13 protein-coding genes are annotated in these 19,566 nt (G+C 73.6%); 6 read left to right on the top strand and 7 right to left on the bottom strand.

Annotated features, from left to right (window positions below):
• The first annotated feature begins 173 nt into the window (after positions 1–173).
• Positions 174–2,324 carry an FUSC family protein gene (locus tag ACIPFH_RS18535; RefSeq protein ID WP_401827661.1) on the top strand — a complete coding sequence of 717 codons (2,151 nt, stop codon included), beginning with the start codon at positions 174–176 and terminating at the stop codon, positions 2,322–2,324.
• A gap of 226 nt (positions 2,325–2,550) precedes the next feature.
• Here ACIPFH_RS18535 and ACIPFH_RS18530 read toward each other — a convergent pair whose 3' ends face one another.
• From ACIPFH_RS18530 to ACIPFH_RS18510, 5 genes are all read right to left on the bottom strand, one after another.
• On the bottom strand, positions 2,551–3,873 hold the full coding sequence (locus tag ACIPFH_RS18530) for a cytochrome P450 (protein ID WP_401827660.1): 1,323 nt from the start codon (positions 3,871–3,873) through the stop codon (positions 2,551–2,553).
• A gap of 337 nt (positions 3,874–4,210) precedes the next feature.
• Positions 4,211–5,005 (bottom strand): class I SAM-dependent methyltransferase, encoded by a 795-nt coding sequence (locus ACIPFH_RS18525; protein ID WP_401827658.1) that lies wholly within the window; start codon positions 5,003–5,005, stop codon positions 4,211–4,213.
• A gap of 228 nt (positions 5,006–5,233) precedes the next feature.
• A complete protein-coding gene (gap, locus tag ACIPFH_RS18520) occupies positions 5,234–6,232 on the bottom strand; it encodes a type I glyceraldehyde-3-phosphate dehydrogenase (protein WP_401827656.1) in 999 nt (332 codons plus the stop codon).
• A 169-nt stretch (positions 6,233–6,401) separates the two neighbouring features.
• Positions 6,402–7,358: a GlxA family transcriptional regulator gene (locus ACIPFH_RS18515; protein WP_401827655.1), complete on the bottom strand. Its 957-nt coding sequence runs from the start codon at positions 7,356–7,358 to the stop codon at positions 6,402–6,404.
• 144 nt (positions 7,359–7,502) lie between these two features.
• Positions 7,503–8,747, bottom strand: a complete 1,245-nt coding sequence (locus ACIPFH_RS18510) for a hypothetical protein (protein WP_401827654.1) — start codon at positions 8,745–8,747, stop codon at positions 7,503–7,505.
• 305 nt (positions 8,748–9,052) lie between these two features.
• Here ACIPFH_RS18510 and ACIPFH_RS18505 point away from each other — a divergent pair, with 305 nt between their 5' ends.
• Both ACIPFH_RS18505 and ACIPFH_RS18500 read left to right on the top strand, forming a co-directional pair.
• Positions 9,053–9,865: a hypothetical protein gene (locus ACIPFH_RS18505; RefSeq protein ID WP_401827653.1), complete on the top strand. Its 813-nt coding sequence runs from the start codon at positions 9,053–9,055 to the stop codon at positions 9,863–9,865.
• A 70-nt stretch (positions 9,866–9,935) separates the two neighbouring features.
• Complete coding sequence (locus ACIPFH_RS18500) at positions 9,936–10,832, top strand: hypothetical protein (RefSeq protein WP_401827652.1); 897 nt, start codon at positions 9,936–9,938, stop codon at positions 10,830–10,832.
• A 33-nt stretch (positions 10,833–10,865) separates the two neighbouring features.
• On the opposite strand, the gene ACIPFH_RS18495 is transcribed toward ACIPFH_RS18500, so the two are convergent.
• Complete coding sequence (locus ACIPFH_RS18495; RefSeq protein ID WP_401827651.1) at positions 10,866–12,512, bottom strand: sigma-70 family RNA polymerase sigma factor; 1,647 nt, start codon at positions 12,510–12,512, stop codon at positions 10,866–10,868.
• A gap of 317 nt (positions 12,513–12,829) precedes the next feature.
• On the opposite strand from ACIPFH_RS18495, the gene ACIPFH_RS18490 reads away from it, so the two are divergent.
• Positions 12,830–13,237 (top strand): hypothetical protein, encoded by a 408-nt coding sequence (locus tag ACIPFH_RS18490; protein ID WP_401827650.1) that lies wholly within the window; start codon positions 12,830–12,832, stop codon positions 13,235–13,237.
• 67 nt (positions 13,238–13,304) lie between these two features.
• Here ACIPFH_RS18490 and ACIPFH_RS18485 read toward each other — a convergent pair whose 3' ends face one another.
• A complete protein-coding gene (locus ACIPFH_RS18485; protein ID WP_401827649.1) occupies positions 13,305–14,093 on the bottom strand; it encodes a sugar isomerase domain-containing protein in 789 nt (262 codons plus the stop codon).
• 181 nt (positions 14,094–14,274) lie between these two features.
• Between ACIPFH_RS18485 and ACIPFH_RS18480 the strand changes: the two genes are divergently transcribed.
• Positions 14,275–15,159, top strand: coding sequence for a MurR/RpiR family transcriptional regulator (locus tag ACIPFH_RS18480; RefSeq protein ID WP_356258699.1), 885 nt, complete (start codon positions 14,275–14,277; stop codon positions 15,157–15,159).
• Between the two features lie 106 nt (positions 15,160–15,265).
• A complete protein-coding gene (locus ACIPFH_RS18475; RefSeq protein ID WP_401827648.1) occupies positions 15,266–19,531 on the top strand; it encodes an NEW3 domain-containing protein in 4,266 nt (1,421 codons plus the stop codon).
• The last annotated feature ends 35 nt before the right edge of the window (positions 19,532–19,566 follow it).

Here is a 19,566-nt window from a genome sequence, read left to right as displayed (position 1 = left end):
AGACAGCGGCACGGCCCAGCCCGGCCCAGCTCCCGGGAGACGGTGATCCGATCTCGCGAGCGGCCGCCACTCCCGCGCACGGATCACCACGGCGCCCGCCTGCGTGATCACCCGACGCGCGCGACACTGAAAGCCGCGGATGATGCTCGGGAGGCGCGCGGAGAGGAGCGCTGATGCCCAAGCGGCCGTCGCTCGCCGAATCCGTCGGGGCCTGCCGGCGCGCGGCGCGTGTCACGCTCGCCGCGACGGCCGGGTTCTATCCGGCGGCATACCTCCTCGACCAGCCTGTGACCGCGATCTACGCCCTGTTCACGCCGATCGCGTTCGGCGTCCTCTCGCCGGTGCCGGGATCCGGGCGCCGACGCGCCGGGACCGTGCTGCGCGCCTGGCCGGCCGCCGCCGCCCTCACCACCGCCGGCACGGTCCTCGCCGTGGACACCTGGTCGGCCGTGGCGGGGATGATGCTCGTCGGGTTCGTGCTGACGTTCGGCGCGATGTGCGGACCGCGTCTGGCCGGCACCGTCCCCGGACTTCAGCTGTTCTACATTCTCGCCTGTTTCCCGCCTTTCGCCCCGGACACGCTGCCTGAGCGGTTGACCGGGGTCGCCCTCGGCGGGGCGTCGCTCCTCCTGTGCGAGGTGGCGGTGTTCCCCGATCCGCCGGATCCGTCGTACCGCGACCGGATCGCCGACACCCTGGATCTCGCGGCCCGGGCCGCCCGCTCCCTGACGCGTACCGGGACCCCCGAGCCCGGCCTGGCCGGACGGCTGAGGGAGGCCGGCCGGGGCCTGCGCTTCTCCCAGCAGCCGGTCGGCGCGCGGCCGACGGGAGCGGGCAGGAAGGACCGGGCGCTGGCCCAGGCGGGCTCCGCGACCCGGCGGCTCGTGGACCAGCTGGCCGCCCTCAGCGAGACGCGGCCCGCGCCTGCGGACCTGGCCTCGCAGAGCCTCCTGCGCGGCATCGCGGCGACGTGTGCCGGTTCGGCCGACGCGCTGCGCCGGGCGCGCCCCGGAGCCGGGCCTGATCCGATCGAGGAGATGATCGCCCAGTTCCTGGCGGCACGCGACGGCGGTCCCACCGGGCGCGCACCTCGCCCGCACCAGGTTCTGGTGCGGCAGTCTACGGTGCTGACGATCGCGGTCTCGGCCGTGACCGTGGGCACGGCCGTCGCCCTGGCGTTCGGCGGTCGTCGGGCGGTGTACGGCCTGCCCCGGGAACAGTTCTGGTACGCGCGGACGCCGACCGTCCGTCTCTTCGCGATCCGGCTCACCGGCAACCTGACGCGGCGCTCCGTCATCTTCCAGAACGCGATGCGCAGCGCGTGCGGGCTCGCACTCGCCCGCCTCGTGGCGGGTTCACTCGACCTGTCGCACGGCTTCTGGGTACTGCTGACCGTACTGACCCTGGGGCGGACCACAGCGGTCGCCACCTGGTCCGCCGTCCGCGCGGCCGTCGTGGGCACACTGGCCGGTGCGCTCGCCGCCGGCCTGCTCCTCATCGGGGCGGGCGAGGCCACCGAGGTGTACGCGTGCCTGCTCGTGCCGATGATGCTGATCGCCTTCGCGGTCGGGCCCCTGGAGGGGCCGGCCTGGGCGCAGGGACTGTTCACCCTGGTCGTCTCCACGGCGTTCGCCCAGATCGCCCCCGTGACGTGGCGGCTCGCCGAGATGCGCGTCGTGGACGTGCTGACCGGGAGCGCCGTCGGGCTGCTGTGCGGGGTGCTCGCCTGGCCCTTCGGGGCGCGCGCGGAGACGCGGCGCAGCATGACCGATCTGCTCCGGGCCGCCGCACCGGTGGTGCGGGCCACGACGGCCGCCGCGACCGGCGACGGCGTGGCAGGACACACCCGCACCGCGGACCAGGCCCTCCGGCTGACCCGACACCGGCTGCGCATCGCGGAAGGCTCGTACGCGCAGTACCGCACAGAGCCCTCGGCTCACCCGCGCGTCCACGCTCACGAGACCGACCCCGCCCAGGAGACCGAACACGACTACCTCGCCGCCCTCAACGTCGGCTCCCGCGTGCTGGTCGGGGCGTACTGGCTGCCCCGGACGGACCGGCCCCCCGAACTGCCTCCCGCCGCCCTGCGCTGGGCCCGGAAGGTCACCGCCGAAGCGGAAGCGGCCATCGTCCGGGCGGCGGACTTCCCTCCGGGCGGCGCCTCGGTCCGGCTGACGCCGCCGCCCTCTCTGACGTCCGAGGTCCCACCGCGGGTCCTGTCGCTACTGACCGACATCGAGGTGTGGCTGGACGCGCTCGCAGCGGACCTGGGCACCAGCACCGGCCTGCGGACGAGTCGGCCGACCCGGACGACCACGTCCTGACCCGAACGGCCGCCGGGCCGGGCCTCTCCGCGGCCAAGGACCCGGCGGTGGATCCGAGTGCGCTGGGTCCTTCCGTCTGGATCCGGGCCGATCAGGGAGTGAGCGGGGCCCGGTGCCGTGCATCGCGAGGCGGAGGGGGAGTCGGGGCAAAGCCCTGGCGACCGACGCAACGCGGCGAGGTGCGGTGCCAGGGTTCGCGAGCCGGGCCTGATCCAAACGAGAGGCGCTAGTTCTCCAAGGTCGCGACGGTGGGGCCGTCGGGGCGGACGGTGATGCCGTACGCCGTCTTCGTGGGCGCCGAGGAGAAGGCGGGAGTGTGCACCGGCAGCAGGTGTTCGAGCAGGACGGTCGATTCGCGGAGCGCGAACTGCAGACCGAGGCAGGCGCGGGGACCGATGCCGAAGGGGAAGTAGGCACCCGGTTGGGCGGGTCGGCCTTCCGGGGTGAGGAAGCGCCGGGGATCGAAGTGCTCGGGGTCCGGCCACAGTCCGGGATCACGGTGCGTGAGGTACGGGCAGACCAGGATGTCGGTGCCGGCCTCGACGGCGTACCCGGCGAGGGTGTCGTCCTCGGTGGCGTGACGGGGCAGGATCCAGGCGGACGGGTAGAGCCGTAGCGTCTCGTGGATCAGCGCCTGGATGGCCTGACGGCGTTGCGGCGAGCCTTCGCCACCGGCGGCGAGAGCCTGTTCACGGGCGGCGGGGTGTCGGTCGAGGAGCAGATAGAGCCAGGTCAGGGTGGTCGCGGTGGTCTCGTGCCCGGCCGCGAGCAACGTGACCAGCTCGTCGCGGATCAACTTGTCGGTGTACTCCGGGTGCTCGGTGGCGGCGTCGGTCAGGACGCGCAGCAGGCCTGGGCCGTGCGGGCCGGCCACCCCGTTTCGTGCGGCCTCGATGGCATGCCGGGCGACCGCGTCGATCCGGGCTAGATCGGCGGCTACGGCGCCCTGGGCCTCGGCGGCATCGGCGGGCAGCGTCGGCAGGGCGGTCGCCACGGCTGCCACGGCGTCCAGCTCGCGCTCGGTCCCGTCATCGAGGGGGTGCCCGGTGAGGGAGCGCCAGATGGCGTCCAGGGCGAAGCGGCGCATCTCCCGCCCGACGTCCAGGCTCTGCCCGGTTCGTGCGTACCCGGTCCAGCGCTCGGCGGTGGTCCGGGCGGCCGCGGTGATCCGCTGTTCGTAGCGGCGCATCCCGGTACCGGTGAACTGGGACTGGAGCAGGCGGCGTTGGCGCTTCCACTGCGCACCGGTGGCGGCGAGGACTCCGTCGCCGATCAGCAGACGGGCGCGGTGGGAGCGCTTGACGTACCGCTCGGGGCGCCGGGCGAGTACGTGCTGGACCGCCTGCGGGTCGGTGACGAGCACCGTGGGGGACGGCCCGAGACGGAACGCGGCTACGCCGCCGACCTCCTCGCGCACCTGGGACAGCAGCTCGACCAGCTCGCCTCCCTCCGAACGCCACCGCCGCACGAGTGCGGGCTCGGCTTCGGGGACCGGCCGCCGCCCTGCGGGTACGTGCGAGACAGAGCTGAGACCGGCTTCGGGGCCCATGGTTCCTCTCCTGGTCAACCGCTGCGCCCGGCTGTGCCGGAGCACTGACACCGCGGACTGTACGGGATCGGACACAGGTGGTGACAGCTCGCCCACCCGATCACCCGTCGCCGATCACCCGTCGCCGATCAGCCGTTGCGATCAGCGACCGGCATGTCCCCCAAATGCTGCCCAGTGCCGACCAGTTGGAGGAGGACCGAACCCGAACGGGGAGGGCCGTCGCGCCGCTCGACGACCCGTGCCGGTGCACCGGCACGGTCGACGGGGCCGGCCGCCGCGGCGAGCGTGACACGCGCCGCGCGCAGGCCGGCCCCGACGGGCGTGGGACGTCTGACGCCTACGGACGGCGGCCCTGGACCGCCCACGCGCGAGCGGTGAGCGCGATCGATCCGTCCGGGCGCGGGGGAAGGGCCCTGCGCAGCGCGTCACGCAACCGGTTCCGGGCGGGCGGGGCGAGGGCCGTGACGTAGCCGGGGGCGGGGCCCTGACCGCCCAGGAACGGCTCCCACAGATCCTCGAAGCCGACGAAGACGGTGGGCACCTCGACCGGGGCGGTCTTCACATCGGACAATCCCGCCTGCGTCCACAGCGTGCGCAGCGGCCCCGGCCGGCACACCGGGAACCTGCGGCCCTCGTCCAGTGCGGCGGCGGAGGCGTCGACCGTGATCGCGGCGTCCCAGAAGCGCCGCAGGAGCGTCATGCCCTCGGCGTAGTCCCAGACGTACGCCGCGACCAGTCCGCCCGGCCGTACCACCCGAGCCGCCTCGGTCACCGCCGCGCCCGGAGAGGAGAAGAAGTTGAGCACCAGTCCGCTGACGGCGACGTCGCACCCGCCGTCTCTCAACGGCAGCGACAGTGCGTCTGCCGTCACCCGGCGGACCCGTGCGTCAGCGGTGCCCCGGGCCGAGGCCACGAATCCGGCGGACCGGTCCAGCGCGAGCACGGCCGTGGGGCGGCACCGGGCGGCGATCGCGGCCGTCAGGGCGCCCGTCCCGCACCCCACGTCCAGCCATCGCAACCCGTCCGCGCAGCCGAGCCAGGACACGAACTGCTTCGCGGCCGGTCGGCTCCACCGGCCCATGTACCGCTCGTAGGCGTCCGCGACCGCCCATGTCTCACGTCGCTCCCACATGTCACCACGATCCCCCATGCGGTCGGCCGTCCGCGCTCCATGCGTACCGGCCGTCGCGGTCGCGGTCGGGATGGACGGCTCACCGGTCGGGGCGAGTGGACAAGTCGGTTTCTCGACGGGGTCGCCGCGCGCCCGGGACGGCGGTGGCGTGCGCGCCGGCCGTTCGCGGATCGCTCCGTGAACGGCCGGCGGGGCAGTGCCGGCGTGCGGTCAGCGGGCGGCGTGCGGTCAGCGGGCGGCGAGGAGTTCGAGGGTGTCGATCACCCGGTGGGAGAAGCCCCACTCGTTGTCGTACCAGGCGACCACCTTGACGTGGCGGCCGTCGACGCGGGTGAGGGCCGAGTCGAAGATCGACGAGGCCGGATTGCCGGTGATGTCGGACGACACGAGCGGGTCCTCCGAGTACTCGAGGACGCCGGCGAGCGGGCCCTCGGCCGCGGTTCGGTACGCTGCCAGCACGTCCTCGCGCGTCACCTCGCGGGCGACGGTCGTGTTGAGCTCGACGATCGAGCCCACCGGAACCGGCACCCGGATCGAGTCCCCCGACAGCTTGCCGTCGAGGTTCGGCAGCACATGGCCGATCGCCTTGGCAGCACCCGTCGTGGTCGGCACGATGTTGACGCCGGCGGCACGGGCGCGGCGGGGGTCGCGGTGCGGGCCGTCCTGGAGATTCTGCTCCTGCGTGTAGGCGTGCACCGTCGTCATGAAGCCGTGCTCGATGCCGGCCAGGTCGTCGAGCACCGCGGCCAGCGGGGCGAGCGCGTTGGTCGTGCACGAGGCGTTCGAGACGATCGTGTGCAGCTCCGGGTCGTAGGCGTCGGTGTTGACGCCGTACGCGAGCGTGACGTCGGCGCCGTCGGAGGGCGCGCTGACCAGTACCTTCCTGGCGCCCGCGTCGAGGTGGGCGCGGGCGGCCTTGGCCGAGGTGAACCGGCCGGTCGCCTCCAGCACGAGGTCGACGCCGAGCTCGGCCCACGGCAGGCGCGCCGGCTCGCGCTCGGCGAGCACCTTGATGCGTCGGCCGTCGACGACGAGGACGTCGCCGTCGACGGTGACCGGGCGGCCCAGCCGGCCGGCCGTCGAGTCGAAGGCGAGCAGTTGCGCGAGGGCGGCGGGCTCCGTGAGGTCGTTGACGGCGACGATCTCGAGGTCGCTGTCGCGCTGGAGGAGCGCGCGCAGCACGTTGCGTCCGATGCGGCCGAATCCGTTGACGGCGATGCGAGTCATGAGTGTGTCCCTTCGGTTCGCCACCAGCCTCGCGTGCGGCGTCCGCTCATGACCGGGGCGTGAGCGCCATGGTTCGAAAGGATCTCGCCAGGAGCGGCGCACCCGACGCCGTCGCGGCCTCCGGTGTCTTCGGCGTCGCTCCGGGTCCTCGCGTCTGCGGTGGCTCCGGCTATTCGCCCTTCGTGAAGGTGCGCCGGTATTCGCTCGGTGTGGTGCCGAGGATCTGCTGGAAGTGGGTCCGCAGATTCGCCCCCGTACCGAGTCCGACGTCGCCCGCGATCTGCTCGACGCTGCGCCCGGAGCGTTCGAGCAGCTCGCGGGCCATGTCGATGCGGGCGCGCATGACCCACTGCATGGGCGTGTACCCCGTGTCCTCCACGAAGCGCCGCGAGAAGGTGCGGTCCGAGACCGCGGCATGCCGGGCCAGCGTCTCGAGGGTGAGGGGCTCGTCGAGCCGGTGCAGCGCCCACTCGCGGGTGGCGGCGAACCGCTCGCCCAGCGGCTCCGGCACGCTGCGCGGCACGTACTGCGCCTGGCCTCCGCTGCGGTAGGGCGCGGCGACCAGCCGCCGGGCCGCGTGGTTCGAGGCGGCCACACCGAGGTCGCGGCGCAGGATGTGGAGGCACAGGTCGATACCGGAGGCCGCGCCGGCCGACGTCAGCACGCTGCCCTCGTCGACGAACAGCACGTTCTCGTCGACCTGGACGAGCGGGTGCTTCGCGGCCAGCGCCCGGGTGTAGTGCCAGTGGGTCGTGGCGCGTCTGCCGTCGAGCAGGCCCGTGGCGGCGAGCGCGAAGGCTCCCGTCGAGATCGCGGCCAGCCGGGCGCCCCGGGCGTGGGCGGCCAGCAGCGCGCTCAGGACCGCCTGCGGCGGTTCGTCGCGGTCCGGGAAGCGGTAGCCGGGAAGGAAGACGACGTCCGCCCAGTCGAGCGTGTCGAGGCCGTGGGCCACGTGGTACGACAGACCGTCGCCGCCGGTCACCAGACCGGGTGCCGCCCCGCACACCCGTACCTCGTACGGCATGCTCGCGCGGGTCGTGAACACCTGCGCGGGGATGCCCACATCGAGCGGCTTGGCCCCCTCGAGCACTAGGACGGCGACGCGTTGCAGGCGGGAGGACGACATCCGGAACAGGGTACGGGGCGCTGAGCGCGCCTTCGCCCGCACGACGCGCAGCGCCCCGACGCCCGGCCGGTCCGGCGGGCCGACGCGCCCGCACGCGCGCGTCGGCCGGTCGTCAGGGGATGCGACGGTGGCGGTCGGCGCGCGCTAGCCGGCCTCCCCCAGATGGCGCAGGGCTCGGCGGAAGTCGTCGAGGGCAGGCCCGAACTCGTGAGTGGCGGCACGGAATGTCGAACGGTCCATCAGTGACCTGACCAGCGTCCGGGTTCCGTCCGCCGGGCGATGCTCGGACAGCCGGCGGGCCAGGTCCACACCTTCGTCGAACATGGGGCGCACGCGTTCCGCGAAGAGATGGGTGCGGGACTCCCCGTGGACGGAGGAACGGATGGTGAGGACCCTCTGCAGCCGGACCAGTTCGGCCAGGTGCCCCGGATCCTCGACGGCCCGCAGCGCGAGGGTGTCCACCTCCTCGCGGAGCCCATCGCGACTGTCGAAGTGGCGCCGCCTGACATCGGGCGACCACTGCATGGGCGCGAACCCCGAGGGCGGACCGGGCTCTCCGGGTGCCGGCCGGTCGCCATCGGCACCGGAGAAGGCCAGCAGCACCGCCCAGTAGGCGGCCTGATAGCCACTCCAGGACTTGCGCTCACCGGTGGCGGCCAACTCCGTCAGCAGAGCGAGCGCCTCCTGCCGGGCGGCCGCCGCCTGCTTTCCCCGGTCGCAGTCGTCGAGCAGCTGCGCGTAGCCGATCACCGAGTAGAGATGGCAGGCCATCGGGCCGCGGTCGTTCGCGGCGTCGGCCGCTTCCATGTCGACGAGTGTCGCGAAAGCGGCGAGCGCTTCGTCGGTTCGGCCGGCGTCACGGAGAGCGGCGATCCACTCCACCATGGACCAGGCGAGAGCGCCGTGGTCGGGCCCGTCGGGCAGGATCGCCGTGACCAACTCGGTGAGTGCGTCGGCGGCCTCGTCGAAGCGGCCCTCTTCCGACAGCCCGGCGGCCCAGGTGCTCAGCCCCTTCACCGCGGGGTCCCCGGACAGCTCGGCCTGCGCACGGCCGATGGCGAGCATCTCCGCACGCACGCCGAGCCCTTCGGCCCGTCGGCCGAGTTCGTACAGCGCCCTCTGGCAGGTGTCGAGTGCCCCGTACAGAAGATCGGCCCGTGCGGGCTCGGCCGGATCGACGGCCCGCGCGGCGGCCACCGCCTCCTCCCGCAGAGCCAGACATCCCTCGGGCCGGTCGTCGAAACAGGCGTCGTAGCTCAGCTGTTGCAGCGCCTTGGACAGGCGGGGCAGGTAGGCGGCAGGGCTGACCCGCGCGAGTACCCGGTAGGCGCCGACTTCCTCGCGTGGAGTGCGGCGTCCCGACGCGAGCAGCACATTCCGCGCTCGCACGATGTCTTCCTGATCGATTTTCACCGGGTGATTCATGACGGGAATTGTGGGCGCCACCGAGAATGCCGAACAACCCCGCAGAGCTATGCCGTTCGTCCTACGAAAACAGCCTCTGACCTGTCATGATGGGTGTGTCATAACCCCTGGGACCCCGTCCTCCCACCCATCCGGTCAGTTGGTGCGCGGCTCGGCCGCGGCTTTGTGGGATCCGTCGGCGCGGAGGGGCTGACGACTTCTGGGCGTACGGCAGTTGAACACTTCGCGTGCTGCCCGCGGGCTGTCGTGGCGTCCCTACGCTGACGCGCGTGCGAGAACAGCGACAGGCGGACGACGACCGTCACGGCAGTGCCCGCGAGCGGTCCCGACGGGCGGCCACGGCATCCCGGGCGGCAGGTCGGAGCGGTGCCCACAACCCCCTGCTGGCGCTTCAGCAGACCGCGGGCAACGCGGCGACCGTCGCCGCCCTGAACGCGGCCGGCCCGTCCGCCGCCCGCCGCCGGCCCCCGCGGGTACCGCCCGCCATCGCGGAGGTCGAAGACGACGCACTCGAACTCCCACCGTATCTGCGGGACATGGAGGCGGCGGGCCTTTCCACGGCGTACGGGCTCGTCGGCCACGAATTCGTCACCACCACCCTGGCCGACGTCGTCGGGCGTCGCGACGGCGTGGTCGCGGAGATCGCCGCGGAGATCGCCGGGCGGCCCGAATCCTTCTACGGGCGCGGCCGTGCCTTCGCCGTCACCGGGGTGCGGGGCACGGTCCGTTACGACGTCACGGTGAGCGTCTGCCCCGCCGACGACGACCGTCCCGGCGTCCTCTCCCCCGCGGGCCTCGACAGCGAGGGCGCGGCCACCAAGGTCGATGTGCAGCACAACTCGGCCGCCACCGTCGCGCGGAGTACGGGCGCGTCCGCGTCGAAGGGCGCGGCGTTCACCGCGTTCGGGCCGGCCCCGGTCGTACCCGGCGTCTGGCTCGGCGGGGCGGCCACCATCAGTGCCCAGCCCTTTCAGTCGTCCCGGGACTCCCACGCCCAGCGGAACACGGCGGAGCCGCGAGTCCTGCGCAGCGACCAGGGGCCGGTCGAGATACCGCGCAGGATCCGCTACAGCAGGCGGTGACCGCGGCGCTGCGGCAGGCCGTCTCGGCCGGCTGGGCGCTCCGCTGAAGGGCCTGAGCCTGACCCACCGGGTGCCGGCCGCGGATCTGCGCGCGCTGTCGCGACTCGCCCCGGTACCGCCCCAGCAGGTCGGTGCGCCCGCGGTGGCCGCCGAGGACGCGGCTGCCGACCGGCTCGGTCCCTGGCGTGACTCCGGGGCCCGGCCGCCGATGGAGGCCCAGGTCAACGGGTTCCGGGGAACGCCCAGGGTTCAGCAGGCGGTCGACGACGCCGTCCAGCGGGTGGGCGGCGGCGCGCGGTTCCGCACCGGTGGCGAGGCGGCCCACCACCTGCTGCGCGAGGCCGTCTCCACGGAGTGGCTGATCGCGGCGCTGCCGCTGCTGACCGCGGCGGGTGTGGACCTGCCGCCGGTCCACGCGACCGGCGCGTCGGGCCAGGACCTGCGCACCTCGCTGCACGCCCGGCTGCGCGGCGGCCGGGTGCTGGGCGTGGGCGACAGGATGACCTTCGAGACGGTCGCGCAGAGCGGGCTGGACGCGCCGCGCCCGGCGGGTTCGGACGGTCAGCAGGCGAACGAGCACGGCCGGTCGGCGCGCGGGCTGTTCGGCGCGGGGGTGCTGAACGCGGACGAGTTCCGGATGAACCAGTTCCTCGGCGCCGTGGACGGCTCCGGCAGCTCCACCGCGACCGCCGCCGACGCGGCCGGGTCGATTCCGCTGCACAAGCCCAAGTCCGAGTCGGTGCCGGCGCAGTTCACGCTGGACGTGCGGGTGGTGGCGGAGGTGAGCGACCGGGTGCGTCCGGGCCGCCGTTCGACGGCCGGGCAGGAGGTCACCCTGCCGGAGCCGGTGGTCGTCCGGATGCCCGCGCCCGCGGTGCGGCGCATGCTGGCCGACGGGGCGAACGCCGAGCTCCTGCGGGATCCGGGGCGCCACCTGACACCGGCCGTCCCGCCGAGCGAGGGGTGACCGCCGCGGGTAACCGCTCACCCCGCGCGGAACTCACAGCTTGGCGCCGAAGTTCTGGGTCCACCACGGGCCGCCGGACCCGTCGTGGATACCCACGCCGATGTTCTTGAAGGAGCAGTTCAGGATGTTCGCCCGGTGGCCGTCGCTGTTCATCCAGGACGTCATCACCGACGAGGCCGTCTGCTGCCCCTTGGCTATGTTCTCGCCGTACGTGGACCAGCGGTATCCGGCGGCCGTGATGCGCCGGCCGGGGTCGGCGCCGTCGGGGTTGGTGTGGTCGAAGAAGTCGCGGGCGGCCATGTCGTCGGAGTGCCCCTGGGCGGCATCGCGCAGCTGAGGATCCTCCGTGAGCGGTCCGCAGCCCGCCTTCGCCCGTTCCTCGTTGACCAGCGCGATCACCTGGCTCGACCGGTCGGACGATGCGGCCTCGACCGCCTGGGTCCTGGAGGCGGACGGCTTGACCCGGGGCGACTTCGCCGGGGCCGCGGCGGACGTGGTCCGGACGGCGCGGGGCGTCGGCGAAGCGCTCGCACCCGGTGACTTCGACGCGGACGCCGACGGGGAGGGGGAAGGTGACGGCGAGCCGGCGCGCGCGCTGTCGGGTGTGGGGTCGTCAGAGACGGGCGCGTCGTTCGCGGGCCGCACGGCGGCGCTCTCCCCCGTCCCGCCGTCCGGCTGCGTACCGAAGTAGTAGAAGCCACCGCCGGCCACACAGGCGGCCACGACCGCACCGCCGACCGCCCTGCGGCGGGTGCGCCGCCTGCGCCGTGCATCGGTACGGGAAGCGGTCCGTCCCCCCGAGGCCCGGTGGTTCACCGACCGGACGAGCCCGCCGTGCTCCTCGCCCCCGGTGAGCGGGGACGCGGAGCCGACCACGACGGCGGTGTCGGCGGCGGAGTTCGTCCTCGCCAGGAGCGCGGACGACACCGCGACCAGCGCCAGGCCGGCCAGCAGGCCTTCCGCGGGCATCAGTCCGCTCCACAGGCCCGAGCACTGTGCGCAGCCGCGCGCGTGCCGGGCCGTGCGTTTGCGCCACAGCGCCGAGGGCCGGCCGTCCCAGCCCGCGAGTTCGCCGCGCAGTTCCCGGCACTGCGGGCTTGCGTCCAGTGCCCGCACGACGACGCGCGCCGCCTCCAGCTGCGCCTTCATCCGCTGCACGCGGACGGCTGTGTGCTGCGGCGACAGTGCCAGGGCCTCGGCGATCTCCGCCCTGGTCAGTTCGCCGGCGCACTCCAGCCACCACAGGGACAGCAGCCCCCGGTCGTCGGGCTCCAGCCAGCGGGTCGCCCGCGCGGTCTCCTGCCGCTGACCGGACAGTTGCAGCTGCACGATGGTCAGGTCGACGAAGTCGGCACCCGGGTCGGCGACGTCGTCGGCCTCCTCCACGGCGCCCTGGGCGGACTGCTGGCGGTGCCAGTGCGCCCGGACCTGGTTCATCGCGATGGCCACCAGCCAGGAGCGGAAACTCGCGGGATCCCGCAGCGTGTCCAGCGAGTCGAGGACGCGCAGCATGGTGTCCTGCACGACGTCGTCCACGTCCACCGAGCCGTTCAACGCCCGGCCCACGATGTTGTAGACGAGCGGAAGGTACGCGCCGACGAGCGCGTCCTGGGCCGCCTGGTCGCCCGCTCGGGCAGCGGTGACCAGCGCCGCAGCCTCCGCCGTGTGCCGTGTACTCATTGCGACTTCCCTGTCCTCGACGCCGAACGCTGTTGTCCGTCACATGGGGGATCCCTGCGGGTGCGCCGGATAACAGTTCCTCGGAAATTCGTGCGAGGAGAGGTTCGCCGCTTCGGTGCCCGAGTGCAATGGGAGCCGTCACATCACGCTTGGAGGCGTCGGCCGCGATGTCGCGCTTTCGTGCGGTTCGTGACGGGCCGTTGTCGCCTTCGTCGAAAGGGTGTCTTCCTGACGGCCCGGACGGCTACGGTGGCCCGGCCGGCCCGTCGTGTCTCACGCCGTCGGCGACCGACGTCCGCACGGCCCGAGGATCCCGTATGACCCGAATGCCCGCCCCGGCCAGGTACGCCCGCGCCCTGCTCGTCGTCCTGGGCCTGTCGGGCATCGCCTGCGCGGTACGGCTGGCCGCGGCCGCCGCCGCCCTCGAGTCCGGCGCTCTGGGCGGGTTGGCCCTCGGCATGCTGGTGTCGGCGGCGGCCGGGTGCGCGGTGCCGGCGGTGACGGCGCTGGTCGTCTCGGCCCGGTTCGCCGACGGCGGTCACGCGGTGCGCAGGGGCGCTGTCGCCGTCGGCTGGGTGATCGCCCTGGGCAGCCTGGTCGCAGGCCTGGCCCACCACTTCGCCTGGGGCGCCGGTATCGCCCTGGGCGCCTTGCTGGTGACCCTCTCGAGCGGGGAGTCGACCAAGGAGTGGTTCGACCGCGGGCGCCTGCCGTCCCCCGCCTGACCTCGGGCGGCCACCGCCGCACCTGCCCCGCCCCGCGCCGCGGCTCCCGGATCCTCGCGCGTCGGCCTCAGCTGGCGGTGCGTCGGATCCGTCCGGCGTACCGCTTCTCCAGTTCCAGGTTGCTCTCGAATCCGCCGGGCACGTTGGCGGAGACGTAGGCCGGTGGGCGGTCGCCGGAGGCGAGGAGTTGGGCTGCCGCCTCGGCGACCGTCATCTGCACCAGCAGCACGCCGGTCAGCGTGGACAGGGCGCAGACCGCGCCGCCGCCGGGGAGTTCGAGGAGTGCGTCGCCACGCGGGGCCGCGTTGTCCAGCACGACGTCGGCGAGGTCGGCGAGCTTCCTGCCGCTGGGGTGGGCGGCCGGCACGGACCGGGTGTGGCCGAGGGAGGTGATGGCCAGCAGGCGGTGGCCGCGTTCCTTGGCGTGCAGGGCCATCTCGACGATGACGTTGTTGACGCCGGAGTTGGAGATGACGACGAACAGGTCCTGGGGACGGGGAGCGGCGAGGTCGTAGAGGCGGATCGCGATGCCGGGCCGCCGTTCCAGGAGCGGGTCGTCGAGGACGTCGGGGTGGTCGCCGCCGTAGAGGACGAGATCGGCCATGCTGAGGCGGTTGGTGGGCACCAGTCCCCCGGCGCGGCCGGCGAGTTCGAGGACGAGGGCCTGGGAGTGGCCGGTACCGAACGCGTGGACGACGCCGTCGTCGCGGATGCAGTCGGCGATCAGCGTGGCGGCGGCGGTGACGTCGGCGCGCGCGGACTCGGCGAGACGGTTCAGGACGGCCAGGCTCTCGCGCGCGAAGCGGTCTGCACTCACCGGCTCGGTCGCGGACTCGTTGGCGGACTCGACGGGCACCCGAAACTCCCCACTGGTGGCTTGAACCACCCCTAACGCCACTTCCAATGAATCAATAAATCACAGGCCTGGCGGAGCGAGCAATGCCCCGCCACGTTCGGCGAGGGAGTACCGCCAGCGCGGGGCACGCTGGTCGTGGTATTCAACGGGCGCTCCAACGGGTGGCTGGTACCTTCTCTGCATGCCCTCGACCGATGTCACCACCCTGATCCGCACCGAGTTGCCCCGGCTGGCCGGCTCGTTGCGGAAGGTCGGCGAGCTGATCCTGGAGGATCCGGCCGCCGTCACCCACTGCTCGGCCGCCGACCTGGGCCGCCGCACCGGCACCTCCCAGGCCACCGTCACCCGCTTCTGTCGGGCCATCGGCCTCGACTCCTACCAGCATCTGCTGATCGAACTGGCCCAGGAGCGCGGTCGCGGCGAGTCCTCCGACTGGGGCAGCGCCGAGATCGGTCCGGACATCTCCCCCGACGACAGTCTCGAGCGGGTCGTCCAGGTCGTGGGCACCGCCGACCTGCGGGCCGTCCAGCAGACCATCGACCGGATCGATCTGGACGCGATCGAGCGCGCGGCCCAGGCCGTGGCCCGCGCCCGGCGCATCGACGTCTACGGCGTCGGCGGCAGCGGCGCGGTCGCCCAGGAGACCGAGACACGGCTGTTCCGCATCGGCTGCGCCGTGCGCGGCTGGACCGAGGTGCACGCGGCCACCACCTCGGCCGCCCTGCTGACCCCGGCGGACGTGGCGATCGGCATCTCCCACTCCGGGGCCACGCGGGAGACGATCGAGCCGTTCGAGCTGGCCAAGGAGCGCGGCGCCACCACGGTCGCCCTCACCGCCGACTCCCGTTCGCCACTGGCCCGGACCGCCGACGTGCGGCTGATCTCCTCCTCGTCGGAGACCAGCTTCCGCACCGGGAGCATCGGCGCGCGGCACTCGGTGCTGATGCTCATCGACTGCCTGTACGTGCGGGTCGGCCAGCTCTCCTATCAGCGGGCGAGCGCCTCCCTGGCACTGACCGACCACATCGCCGGGGCGCACGCGGTGAAGTCCCGGCGGACCCGCTGAGCCGACCGATTCTGCATGGATGAGCCAACCAATATGACAAAAGATGGTTGATTGAACCACCCCGCGATGCCAGGATGGGGCTCCCCCGCGCACTCCTAGGAGCCCCATGCGTGTCATCTCCGTCGAGTCGACCGAGCTCTTCACCGGCACGGAGGACGAGCCGCACCAGGTGGTCGCCGTCGACATCGGGCACGACCCCGGCCGATCGGTCCGGCTGAGCGTGGCAGGACCGGGCGTCCGCAGCGTCGGCGAGAACACCGTCACCGTCGGCGAGGACGGCACCGCGCGCGCCGAGATACCCGTGGCGGTCGACGGTCCGGCCCCCGGCGACCGCCGCGAGATCACGGTCACCGCTGTCGACGGATCCCGACGGACCCGGTTCACGGCCGGGTTCACCGCCGCCGAACCCGGCTGGACGATGTTCCTGGTCAGCCACTTCCACTACGACCCCGTCTGGTGGAACACCCAGGCCGCCTACACCGAGACCTGGGACGTCGCCGACGACCCGGCCGTCACCGGGCTGCCCGCCCGGACGTTCGACTCGCGCGGCCAGTCCGGGATGAGCCTGGTGCGGGCGCACTGCGACCTGGCCCGGCGCGACCCGGCCTACACCTTCGTGCTCGCCGAGGTGGACTACCTCAAGCCCTACTGGGACGCCTTCCCCGAGGAGCGGGCCTTCCTGCGCCAGCTGATCCGCACCGGCCGGGTCGAGATCATGGGCGGCACCTACAACGAGCCCAACACCAACCTCACCGGCGCCGAGGCGACCGTCCGCAACGCCCTGTACGGCGACGGCTTCCAGCGCGGGATCATGGGGGCCGCTCCGCAGACCGCCTGGCAACTGGACGCGTTCGGTCACGATCCGCAGTTCCCGGGACTGATGGCGGACGCGGGGATCACGTCCAGTTCCTGGGCGCGCGGCCCCTTCCACCAGTGGGGCCCGGCCCTGTCGGTGTTCGGCGAGGAGCCCCGCGACCCGCAACGTATGCAGTTCCCCTCCGAGTTCGGCTGGATCGCCCCCTCCGGACGCGGACTGCTGACCGCCTACATGGTCAACCACTACGGCGCCGGCTGGGCCATCGACAACGCGCCCACGCTGCCCGAGGCGGAGGCGGCCGCACTCAAGCTCTTCCGGGGACTGAAGAAGGTCGCGCTCACCCGCAACGTCCTCCTGCCCGTCGGCGGCGACTACGCCCCTCCGTGCCGCTGGGTGATGGGCATCCACCGGGACTGGAACGCCCGTTACGTCTGGCCCCGGTTCGTCAGCGGCGTTCCCCGGGACTTCTTCGCCGCCGTGCGCGCGGAGTTGGAACGGGAGGGGCGGACGGCGTCCCCGCAGACCCGGGACATGAATCCCGTCTACACCGGCAAGGACGTCTCCTACATCGACACCAAGCAGGCCCAGCGGTACGGCGAGACGCTGCTCGCCGACGCCGAGGCCTGGGCGACCCTCGCCGCCCTCGTCGCCGGACACCCCTTCCCGGACGCGGCGCTGGACAAGGCCTGGCGGCAGCTGGTCTACGGCGCTCACCACGACGCGATCACCGGCTCGGAGTCGGACCAGGTCTACGTCGACCTGCTCACCGGCTGGCGTGAGCTGTACGACCTCGCCGGGGCGGTGCACGCCGACGCGACCGACGCGCTGGCCCGCAAGGTGGTCGCGCTCCCCGGCGGCACGCCCGACCTGGTCGTCTTCAACTCCGCGACCTGGCTCCGCCGGGACGTGCTGGCCGTCGCCGACCCCGGTCTGGTCCCGCTGGACCTCGACGGCATGCCGCTGCCCGCGGTGCGCGAGGACGGCGAACTGCGCGTCGTCGTACCGGAGGTGCCGGGCATGGGCCTCAAGGCGCTCTCTCTCGCCGAGGGCCGGGTGCCCGGCTGGACGGCCGGCGAGGGCACGACGATCCGCAACGCGTTCTACGAGGTGACGGTCGACCCCGTGCGCGGCGGTGGCGTCAGCAGCCTGCGCGCCCTCGCCGAGGGCGGCCGGGAACTGCTGCGGCCCGGGGACATCGGCAACGAGCTGGTGGTGCAGGAGGAGTATCCGAGGCACCCCCGCTTCGGTGAGGGCCCCTGGCACCTCACCCCGACCGGCACCACCGCGGCCCGGAGCCGTGACGTGAGCGCTGAGATCGAGGTCGAGCACTCGCCGGCCGGCTCGCGCGTCACCGTCCGCGCCGATCTCGGCCCGTTCCGCTACACCCAGCGGCTGACGCTGTGGGCGGGCGTGGACCGGCTGGACGTGACGACGACCGTCGACGGCTACGACGGCGCGGACCGGCTGATCCGGGTGCGCTGGCCCTCGGACGTGCGCGGGGGGCTGCCGGTGCACGAGGTCGCGGACGCGGTGATCGGGCGCGGCTTCGGGTTCGTGGAGGTGGACAGCGAGCGCTTCCCGTGGACCCTGGACAACCCCGCGAACTCCTGGTTCGGTCTCGGCTCGACGGCCCGCGTCGCCGTCCACGACGGCGCGGGCCACCTGCTGGGACACCGGTCGATCGGCGTCGCCGAGCTGGTGTTCGCGGACTGGGACGCCGCCGGCGAACTGGGCACCCCCCTCGCCGCGGCCCTGGTGCGGGTGGGTGTCACGGCCACCTCGACGATCGGGGACGGCCCGCGCTACGGCGACCTGGAGGTCGACTCCAACCTGCCCGACATCCGGATCGCCGTCGGCGGCCCGGAGCGCAACCCCGTGGTCGCCGAGGCTCTGGGCTGGGACCCGGCGGCCGCCCGCGAGCTGCGCCGCCAACTGGCCGAGGAGGGCCTGGCCGCCGTGTGGGTGGCGCCCCGCGCCTCGCTGCGCGAGGAGTGGGTGCCCGGCGCCGACCTGCGCGACCTGGAGCGGCTGCCGCTGCTCGTGGTGGCGGGCGCCGGCGCCGAGGACGACACCAAGGCGGTCGACGCGCTGGTCGCCGACCTGGACGACGCGACCGTGCGGGCCACGGCGGCCGGCGGCGGGGAGGCGCTCCCGCCCGGCGACGCCTGGGACGGGCGGGGCTTCGCCGTCCTCAACCGAGGCACCCCGGGCTGTGTGGTCACCTCCTCCGGCGACCTTTACATGTCCCTCATGCGCTCGTGCACGGGCTGGCCCTCCGGGATCTGGGTCGACCCGCCCCGGCGGACCGCGCCGGACGGTTCCGCCTTCCAGCTCCAGCGCTGGTCGCACACCTTCGAGTACGCGGTCGTCGCGGGCGAGGGCGACTGGCGCGAGCTGGGCTGGCCGCGCGCCGGGCATGCCTTCAACCATTCGTTCACCGCGCGGCTGCGGGAGCCCGGCGGGACGCCGGCCGGCCTGCCGAGGAACGCGGCCCTGCTGCGGCTCCAGCCCGAGGGCCGGGTGCTGCTGGACGCGCTGAAACCGGCCGGCTCCCCGCTGGCCCGGGGCGGCACGGCACCACCGGACCCCGCGCGGGGGGTCGTCGTACGGGCGCACGAGGTGGACGGACGACCGGTGCGGGCGCGGCTGACGGGCCCCTCGCCATGGACGCGGGGAAGCCGGGCGGACGTGCTGGAGCGGCCCGGCAGGTCCCTGGACGCGGGCGCGGACGGCGCGTTGGAGCTGGACCTGACCGGCTTCGAGGTGGCCACCGTGCTGGCTTCGCCGTCGGCCGGTCCGCGGGCCGAGGGGCCCGGTGTCGCCGCGTACGAACCCGCCCAGCCGGTGTACACCCGCTACTGGCTGCACAACTCCGGGCCCGCGCCCCGGGGCAACCTGCCGGTGGCCGTTCATCTCTCCCCGGCCGCGCTCACCGCCGACGGGCCGGTCGTCGCGGTGGTCCGCGTCTCCTCGGAGCTCACCGACGCGCCGGTGTCGGGCACGGTGGGCTTCGATGTGCCGCCCGGCTGGAGCGCCGAACCCGCCGCACTGCCGTACGCGCTCGGCCCGGGCGGCTTCACGCTCACCGAGGTCACCGTCACACCGCCGCCGCACCCGGTGCCCGGCCGGTACCGGCTCGCCGCTCGGCTGGTGTACGGCGGGCAGACGTACGAGGACGTGGTCGCCCTCGATGTGCCCGGGAAGGCCACGCGGGGCGAACCGGACGGACGTACCGGGCCGGGTCTGGTGACGGAGTTGGGCGTCGAACGGATCGACGTGCGCCGGGGGCAGCGGGTGCGGGTCCCGGTGAGCGTGCGCAACACGACGCGCGGTCCGGTGAGCGGAACGCTGTGGGCACTGTCGTCCTGGGGCACCTGGGCCGGCGTGGGGCCGGGCTGTCAGGGGTTCACGCTGTCCGCCGGGGAGAGCGCGCTGTGCGAGGTGGAGGTGGACGGCTCCGCGGTGCCGCCGGGCTCGTACTGGCTGATGGCGAAGGCCGGCTGGCACGGCTGCGTGGCCTACACGGAGGCGGTCGTGCTGGAGGTGAGGTCATGAGCCACGCGGTGGTGGGAGACGAGCCCGCACACGGT

It is taken from the genome of Streptomyces sp. NPDC088157, assembly GCF_044741545.1.
Classification (GTDB): domain Bacteria; phylum Actinomycetota; class Actinomycetes; order Streptomycetales; family Streptomycetaceae; genus Streptomyces.
Note: the sequence above shows the minus strand (reverse complement) of the source record. Positions and strands in the feature narration are given on the sequence as shown.

Bases quoted from the DNA above. Each gene is read 5' to 3' on its own strand.
- ACIPFH_RS18480 (WP_356258699.1), top strand. From the start codon at position 14,275: ATGCCCTCGACCGATGTCACCACCCTGATCCGCACCGAGTTGCCCCGG.
- ACIPFH_RS18530 (WP_401827660.1), bottom strand. From the start codon at position 3,873: ATGGGCCCCGAAGCCGGTCTCAGCTCTGTCTCGCACGTACCCGCAGGG.
- ACIPFH_RS18475 (WP_401827648.1), top strand. From the start codon at position 15,266: ATGCGTGTCATCTCCGTCGAGTCGACCGAGCTCTTCACCGGCACGGAG.
- ACIPFH_RS18490 (WP_401827650.1), top strand. From the start codon at position 12,830: ATGACCCGAATGCCCGCCCCGGCCAGGTACGCCCGCGCCCTGCTCGTC.
- ACIPFH_RS18535 (WP_401827661.1), top strand. From the start codon at position 174: ATGCCCAAGCGGCCGTCGCTCGCCGAATCCGTCGGGGCCTGCCGGCGC.
- gap (WP_401827656.1), bottom strand. From the start codon at position 6,232: ATGACTCGCATCGCCGTCAACGGATTCGGCCGCATCGGACGCAACGTG.
- ACIPFH_RS18515 (WP_401827655.1), bottom strand. From the start codon at position 7,358: ATGTCGTCCTCCCGCCTGCAACGCGTCGCCGTCCTAGTGCTCGAGGGG.
- ACIPFH_RS18495 (WP_401827651.1), bottom strand. From the start codon at position 12,512: ATGAGTACACGGCACACGGCGGAGGCTGCGGCGCTGGTCACCGCTGCC.
- ACIPFH_RS18525 (WP_401827658.1), bottom strand. From the start codon at position 5,005: ATGTGGGAGCGACGTGAGACATGGGCGGTCGCGGACGCCTACGAGCGG.